The following is an 8,438-nucleotide window of genomic DNA, read 5'->3' as shown; positions in this document are numbered from 1 at the left end:
TAGCAATTGTTTTTCCGCTTTCTGTACCATCTAAATATCGTTTCACTGCTTGGATTTTCTCTGTTGAAGAAAATTTAGCCATAAAAAATGCACCTCCAATTGTTAGACTGTGTCTAACAATTGGGGTGCACTTCAGAGAGGGGAATCGGCTTTTTTTAATAAGTGATATTTCCTTAGCGTTGTAAATCCGCATTTTCCTGACGCTACCCCTCATTAGACTAACGAGGAGGATGGTTGAAGAAGACAAAAAAATTTGAGTATAAAAAGAAAAAACACTAAAAAGAATATACTAAACCGCATAAAAAGAAGATATGAGAACTTAATCTCATATCTTCTTTTCTCTCTACGCATTTACAGGTTCTTCTACATAAGAGAGGGCATTTTCAAAATCGGATATTAAATCGTTAACATTTTCAAGACCGACTGATAAGCGAAGTAATGAATTAGAGATACCTCTTTCATCACGAGCTTTTTGCGACAGTGCGGCGTGGGACATTTTAGCTGGGTAGGAAAGAATCGATTCGACAGCTCCTAAACTCACTGCAAAAACAGGTAATTTTACTTTTGATAAAAATTGGCGGAGTGCATCTTCTGACTGCAAAGTAAATGATAAGACCGCTCCAGCTGACGTTGCTTGAGATTGTTGAATATTAAATCCAAGATGTGTTTGTAATCCCGGATAATAGACATTTTGTACTTTAGCATGCTCTTGTAAATAGTGTGCAATTTTATTGGCATTTGCAGCTGAGTGCTCAAGACGTACATGTAATGTTTTTAGACCGCGAAGTACGAGAGAACAATCTTGAGGTCCTAAAATAGCGCCAAATGCATTTTGTAAAAATCCAAGCTTTTGAGCGAGTTCGGCATCTTTTACGACCGTTAATCCGGCAGTAACATCACTGTGACCAGCAATAAATTTTGTAGCACTATGAAGAACGACATCGGCGCCAAGATCAAGTGGCTTCTGGAATAATGGTGTCAAAAAAGTATTATCAACAAATGTAAGAGCACCAATAGATTTTGCGAGTTTAGAAACCTCGCGAATATCTGTTACTTTTAAAAGTGGGTTAGATGGTGTTTCTACATAAAAGAGTTTCGTATTCGATTTAATATTTTGCTTTATTTCTTCTAAATTGGTCATATCAACAAATGTATGTGAAACACCGTAACGGGAGAGTACTTCAGTTATAATTCGATAAGTGCCTCCGTATACGTCTTCTGAAATGAGAACGTGATCGCCTTGTGAAAGAAGGAGAAAAGCAGTAGAAATCGCTGCAATGCCTGAGGCAAAGGCGAATCCTTTTGTTCCGCCTTCTAATAAAGCAATGATATCTTCCAGAGCTTCACGAGTTGGATTTCCAGATCGGCTATAGTCGTATTTGCCAAAAGTATCTACATCAAACTGGTGAAATGTTGATGTGTTATAAATGGGAACGTTAACAGCTCCTGTTTGTGCATCGTGTTTATATTGGTTGTGTAGTAAGAGTGTATCTATAGAATAACTCATATTCTCACACCTTCTTTTACAAGTTTAATGGCTTGATTTAAGTCTTGAATTAAATCATTACTGTTTTCAATGCCGACGGAGAATCGAAGAAGACGATTACATACACCGTTCGCCGTTCTGATTTCTTCTGGAATATCAGCATGTGTTTGCGTTGCTGGATAAGTCATTAAACTTTCTACACCACCAAGACTTTCGGCAAATGTGATTAAGGATAAAGATTGTAAGAATGGATTAATCCAAGCTTCATCTTTAAGTCGGAATGAAATCATACCGCCTCTCCCTGGATAAAAGACATCTGTCACACCATCCTCATCATTTAAATAAGCAACAACTGCTTTCGCATTTTCTTCATGTTGTTTCATGCGAAGCGCTAAAGTTTTCATACCACGAATTAATAGCCATGAGTCAAATGGGCTTAAGACAGCACCGGAGGCATTATGATAATGAGCGATTTCCTCACAAAGTTCCTTTCCTTTTGCAACGACAAGTCCGCTTAATACATCATTATGCCCACCTAAATATTTCGTTGCACTATGAAGTACGATGTCAGCACCTTCTGTTAATGGCTGCTGTATATAAGGCGTGTAGAATGTATTGTCTACGATAAGAAGTAGTCTGTGTCTTTTCGCTACAGTTGCGACAGCGGCAATATCAGTAACTTGCATTAATGGATTAGTCGGAGTTTCTATGAAAATAGCCTTCGTTTCAGTTGTGATAGCTTGCTCAATCTGTTTAATAGATTGTGTATTTACGTATCTACATCGAACATTCCACTTTTTTTCGTGTTCGGAAAATAAGCGATACGTTCCCCCGTATAAATCTTCGGATACAATAAGTTCATCTCCAGAACGGAATAATGAAAGGACGAGGAGAACAGCTGCCATACCTGAACTACAGGCATAACCTTGTTGGCCATATTCTAAGTCTGCGATTGCCTGTTCTAAAAGACCACGAGTTGGATTTCCAGTTCGTGAATAGTCAAAGCCGGTAGATTTACCAAGTCCTTCGTGACGATAAGCGGTTGAGAAATAAACGGGTGGATTAACAGTTCCTGTTGTAGTTTCGCTACGATTTCCGATTTGTGCTAGTTTTGTTTCGATAGTTGACATGTAAAAATTCCTCCTTTTTAAATTGAACCAGTAGTTGAATATAAAATAAAAAAAAGCCTTCTAAGAAGAAGGCTTTCGGATTGAATAGAGTCTTCTTCTCATCTGTCAAATCTTTCACAATTTGCTGGAATTAGCACCTTATTAACAAATGTTAATGGTTGCTGAGGCGTCATAGGGCCAGTCCCTCTACCTCTCTAGATAAGAATGTTCGTATGAAATTTTTATTATGTTTTTAACTTTACAACAAAAGTTAATTGAATTGCAACTTTATTTTAAATAATTTTTATTTTTCCGCAAGTGTCATTGACTTTTATATTTGTGCATGCTAAATTTATAAAAAATTAACAAACATTGTTAAAAGGGGAACGCATTTCCTTTTAGCTACATAAATAAAATAATAAAGACAACTCTTATTGAGAGCGGTGGAGGGAAAGGCCCTGTGAAACCCGGCAACCTTCAAACGAAATGTTTGAAACGGTGCTAATACCTGCAAAACGAATGTTTTGCATAATAAGAGGCGGAACAATTATGTCCCCCTCTTCAAAGTGAAGAGGGGGTTTTTATATTGATAGAAATGAGGGAGATTCGTGAAATTACTAGATTTATTATCAAAAGGAATTGTAATAGGTGATGGTGCGGTTGGAACGTTATTACATTCACATGGTTTGCAAAGTAGTTTTGAAGAATTGAATGTATCTGATCCAGACCTAATTATATCGATTCATAAACAATATGTAGCTGCTGGTGCAGATGTGATTCAAACAAATACGTATGGAGCAAATGAGGCGAAATTACGTATGTATGGCTTAGAAAATCAAGTTGTTCAAATTAATAAAGCGGCAGTGAAGCTTGCGAAAGCATCTGTTACAAACAGAAATGCAATTTTAGGAACAATCGGTGGTATGAAACATATCGGAGCTGTCACAACGACTGATATGGAGCGAGAATTTATGCTACTTGAACAGGCAGGTGCTTTACTAGAAGAACAGGTTGATGGATTACTATTAGAAACTTTTTACGATGAATTTGAATTACTTCATGCCGTTAAAGTATTGCGTAAGCAAACGAATATTCCGATTGTTGCTCAAGTAGCGTTACATGAAGCAGGTACGACTCAAAATGGAAATGATGTCAATGAAATATTAAAACAGCTTATAGATTACGGTGCAAATGTTGTTGGATTGAACTGTCAACTAGGGCCACTTCATATGACGGAAGCTTTCAAAATGATATCGATTCCGCAGAATGGCTATTTATCAGCATACCCAAATGCAGGTCTCCCAAATTATGTGGAGGGACGTTACGTATATGAGGGAAGCCCAGCTTATTTCGAAGCGATGACACCGAAATTTATTGAGCAAGGTATTCGGTTATTGGGTGGTTGTTGTGGTACGACTCCAGAACATATTCAAAGTATGAAGCGCGCTGTTGCGAATGTTACACCTGTAATAGAAAAAGACACGATTCAAAGACCGAAAGTAGTTCATACACACGAGAAGCGTTCGAAGGTACAGGTTACTCTTGCGGAAAAGGCAAAAAAACAAACGACAGTTGTAGTGGAATTAGATCCGCCGAAAACGTTAGATACACAGCGGTTTTTTGAAGGAGCAAGAGCGTTAAAAAGAGCGGGAGCAGACGCTATTACTCTAGCAGATAACTCATTAGCATCGCCTCGTGTTTCGAATATGGCAATGGGCGCATTATTAACGAAGCACGATATTCCAGTATTGACACATTTAACGTGTAGAGACCATAACGTCATTGGACTACAATCTCATTTACTAGGTTTATCAGCGTTAGGTATGGAGGAAGTATTAGCTTTAACTGGTGATCCAGCGCGCGTTGGTGATTTTCCGGGAGCAACTTCTGTATATGATCTGTCCTCTATAGAGTTAATTAAAATGATTAAAGAAATGAACGATGGACGTTCCATTTTAGGGAAATCCATTGGACCGGCAACAAGGTTTTCAGTCGGAGGTGCTTTTAATCCTCACGTAAGGCATTTAAAAGCAGCGGTAAAGCGAATGGAACGAAAAATAGATGCTGGGGCTGAATATTTCTTAACACAGCCGATATATGATGTTGTTTTAATAGAAGAAGTATATGAAGCAACAAAACATTTGGAACAACCTATTTTTATTGGAATTATGCCATTAGTAAGTAAGCGGAATGCAGACTTTCTCCATTTTGAGGTGCCGGGTATTACTCTTCCTGAAGAAATAAGAGAGAGAATGGATGGACACGAAACGAAAGAGGCAGCTATCGAGGAAGGGATTCGTATTTCACAAGAGTTGATCGATGCAGCGATGAAATATTTTAACGGTATCTATTTAATTACACCATTTCTAAAATATGAAATTACAGAACATCTTGTTAAATATGTGAGAGAAAAGCAAGAAGTGAAAGAAGGTATTAATTGATGAAGTGTATAGAAGAAAAATTACAAAATAACATTTTAATATTAGACGGTGCAATGGGGACAATGATACAACAAGAGGACTTAACTGCAGAAGATTTCGGAGGAGAAGAGTACGAGGGCTGTAATGAATATTTAGTAGAAACAAGGCCGGATGTTATTTTAAAGATTCATAAAGCTTATATTGAAGCTGGAGCTGACATTATTGAAACAAATACATTTGGGGCGACAAATATCGTATTAAGTGATTATGAGCTGTCTCATTTAGATGAAGAACTAAATGAAAAGGCAGCACGATTAGCGAAACAAGCTGTTAAAGAAAGCGGGAATGAAGTATATGTTGCAGGTGCGATGGGACCGACAACGAAAGCAATTAGTGTTACAGGAGGAGTTACATTTGAAGAACTAATAGAAGCTTATACTAGGCAGGCGAGGGGATTATTAAATGGCGAAGTTGATGTGTTACTCGTTGAGACGAGTCAAGATATGCGTAATGTGAAAGCTGCTTATATTGGAATTCAAGCTGCTTTTGAAGAACTAAATAAAATTGTTCCTATTATGATCTCTGGGACGATTGAGCCGATGGGGACGACTCTGGCTGGGCAAACAATTGAGGCTTTTTACTTATCCGTAGAACATATGAAGCCATTATCTGTTGGATTAAACTGTGCGACTGGTCCGGAGTTTATGAGAGACCATATTCGTTCTTTATCTGATTTATCGGAGTGTTACATTTCTTGTTATCCAAATGCAGGTCTTCCTGATGAAGATGGACATTATCATGAATCTCCATCTTCTCTCGCTGAAAAAGTGAAGCGATTTGCTGAAGAAGGATGGATTAATATTATTGGTGGTTGTTGCGGCACAACACCAGAACATATAAGAGCAATGAAAGAAGCGCTAGCATCTCTTACACCGCGTGCGCAAAATGAACGAGCCGGACATGGAATTAGTGGATTAGAGGCGCTGCAATATGATGAGTCTATGAGACCGTTATTTGTAGGTGAAAGAACGAATGTTATAGGGTCACGTAAATTTAAACGATTAGTGGCAGAAGGTAAATTTGAAGAGGCTGCTGAAGTGGCAAGAGCACAAGTGAAGAAAAATGCTCATATTATTGATATTTGTATGGCAGACCCTGATCGTGATGAAATAGAAGATATGGAAAAATTCTTATCAGAAGTTACGAAAGTGTTAAAAGTACCGATTATGATTGATTCAACAGATGAAAATGTAATGGCGAGAGCACTTACTTATATTCAAGGGAAAGCTGTTATTAACTCTATTAACTTAGAAGATGGAGAAGAGCGTTTTGAAAAGGTAACGCCACTGCTTCGCAAGTATGGTGCCGCAATTGTAGTTGGGACAATCGACGAAGATGGTATGGCAGTAAGTGCTGAAAGAAAACTAGAAATTGCGAAAAGAAGTTATGAATTATTGACGACGAAATATGGTATACGCCCGTCAGATATTATTTTTGATGCACTTGTATTTCCAGTAGGGACAGGTGATGAAGAATACATCGGTTCAGCGGCAGCGACGATCGAAGGGATTCGACTTATTAAAGAAGCGTTACCAGAATGTTTAACGATTTTAGGTGTGAGTAATATATCATTTGGTTTACCACCAGCTGGACGTGAAGTGTTAAATTCTGTCTTTTTATATCATGCAACGAAAGCAGGATTAGATTATGCGATTGTTAATACTGAGAAATTAGAGCGCTATGCGTCAATTCCAGAGGAAGAAAAACGTCTTGCAGATGCATTATTATTTGAAACGACGAAAGAGACGTTAGAAGAATTTACGAATTTTTATCGTGTTGCTAAAAAGAAAGAGGTTGTTGTTCAAGAAACATTAACGCTTGATGAGCGACTAGCCAACTATATTGTAGAAGGTACAAAGCAAGGATTACATGAAGATTTAAGTCTCGCGCTGACAGAGGGAAGAAAACCTTTGGATATTATTAATGGTCCACTTATGACAGGAATGGATGAGGTGGGACGATTATTTAATAATAATGAACTTATAGTTGCTGAAGTATTGCAAAGTGCTGAAAGTATGAAAGCTGCTGTAAGTTATTTGGAGCCGCATATGGAATCTAGCGATAGTGCGAAAAAAGGAAAAGTATTATTAGCGACCGTTAAAGGGGACGTACATGATATTGGGAAAAATCTTGTTGAAATTATTTTATCAAATAACGGATATGAGATTATTAATTTAGGAATTAATGTTCGTTCGGATCGAATCGTTCAAGAAGTGCAAGAAAAAAAACCTGATATTATAGGTCTTTCTGGCTTGCTAGTAAAATCAGCACAACAAATGGTAACAACTGCTGAGGATTTAAAAGCGGCGAATATTGATATTCCAATTGTTGTTGGTGGTGCAGCGTTAACGAGAAAGTTTACAGATAATCGTATTTCTCCATCGTATAAAGGGCTCGTATGTTATGCGAGCGATGCGATGACAGGTCTTGATATTATTAATAAGCTTCAAAAAGAAGAAGAGCGTGAGAAGATGAAAAAGGATAAAAAAGAACGTCATCTTCATATCGTAAAAAAAGAAGAGAAGAAAGTGGAAATTCCAGCAGTAATTGAGCCATTACCAAAATCAGAGGTTATGGTGCCTGATTCAACAAAACGAATTGTATTACGAGATGTTCCTGTCTCACATCTTGCCCCATTTTTAAATAGACAAATGTTACTTGGACATCACCTTGGATTAAAAGGAAATGTGAAGAAGCTTTTGAAAGAGGGGGATAAAAGAGCGCACGAATTAAATGATTTAATAGACGAATTATTGGTGGAAGGACAATCTTGGTTAAAACCGAAAGCAGTGTATCAATTTTTCCCAGCGCAAAGCGATGGACAAAACATCGTAATATATGATCCAGAAGATCATACGCGCGTAATAGAGCGTTTCACATTTCCTAGACAAGGAAAAGCACCATACCGTACTTTAGGTGATTATTTGCGCCCTATTGGAGATGAGATGGACTATGTCGCTTTCTTATCTGTTACTGTTGGGGAAGGAGTTCGGGATATTGCTGAGGAGTGGAAGGCGAAGGGAGATTATTTACGCAGTCATGCAATTCAATCGTTAGCGCTTGAATTAGCAGAGGGGCTTGCTGAAAAAACACATATGCTCATTCGTGACCGCTGGGGCATTCCAGATTCACCTGAACTGACGATGGAAGAGCGTTTCCGTACGAAATATAGAGGAATACGTGTGTCATTTGGTTACCCAGCATGCCCAGAACTTGCGGATCAAGAAAAATTGTTCCGTCTAATTCATCCAGAGGAAATAGGTATTTCATTAACGGAAGGATTCATGATGGAACCAGAAGCATCAGTAACGGCTATGGTATTTTCTCACCCTGAGGCAAGGTATTTTAGTGTACTATAGTGTA

Annotated in this window: 4 protein-coding genes, 1 pseudogene and 2 riboswitches; of the genes and pseudogenes, 2 read left to right on the top strand and 3 right to left on the bottom strand. The window is 38.0% G+C overall.

The genetic code is table 11. From position 1 onward, the window contains the following. From JDS95_RS30980 to metI, 3 genes and pseudogenes are all read right to left on the bottom strand, one after another. Positions 1–193, bottom strand: a pseudogene (locus JDS95_RS30980) (hypothetical protein); the annotation flags it as partial. Between the two features lie 150 nt (positions 194–343). Then, positions 344–1,507 carry a cystathionine beta-lyase gene (gene metC / locus JDS95_RS05885; protein WP_000122270.1) on the bottom strand — a complete coding sequence of 388 codons (1,164 nt, stop codon included), beginning with the start codon at positions 1,505–1,507 and terminating at the stop codon, positions 344–346. Then, the gene (gene metI / locus JDS95_RS05880) at positions 1,504–2,616 is read right to left on the bottom strand and encodes a cystathionine gamma-synthase/O-acetylhomoserine thiolyase (protein ID WP_000103906.1); all 1,113 of its coding nucleotides are present in this window, start codon (positions 2,614–2,616) and stop codon (positions 1,504–1,506) included. Before metI ends, metC begins: the two co-directional genes overlap by 4 nt. 95 nt (positions 2,617–2,711) lie before the next feature. Then, a riboswitch (SAM riboswitch) is annotated at positions 2,712–2,821 on the bottom strand. Positions 2,822–3,023: 202 nt separating this feature from the next. Further along, a riboswitch (SAM riboswitch) is annotated at positions 3,024–3,133 on the top strand. 70 nt (positions 3,134–3,203) lie between these two features. On the opposite strand from metI, the gene JDS95_RS05875 reads away from it, so the two are divergent. Continuing rightward, on the top strand, positions 3,204–5,036 hold the full coding sequence (locus JDS95_RS05875; protein ID WP_000770364.1) for a bifunctional homocysteine S-methyltransferase/methylenetetrahydrofolate reductase: 1,833 nt from the start codon (positions 3,204–3,206) through the stop codon (positions 5,034–5,036). Further along, positions 5,036–8,434, top strand: coding sequence for a methionine synthase (gene metH, locus JDS95_RS05870; protein ID WP_000649702.1), 3,399 nt, complete (start codon positions 5,036–5,038; stop codon positions 8,432–8,434). The genes JDS95_RS05875 and metH overlap by 1 nt, the downstream gene beginning before the upstream one ends. Positions 8,435–8,438: the final 4 nt, after the last annotated feature.

The sequence above is a fragment of the Bacillus cereus group sp. N24 genome, from assembly GCF_016483345.1.
In the GTDB taxonomy this organism is placed as follows: domain Bacteria; phylum Bacillota; class Bacilli; order Bacillales; family Bacillaceae_G; genus Bacillus_A; species Bacillus_A toyonensis.
This window is presented reverse-complemented; position numbering and strand designations above follow the sequence as displayed.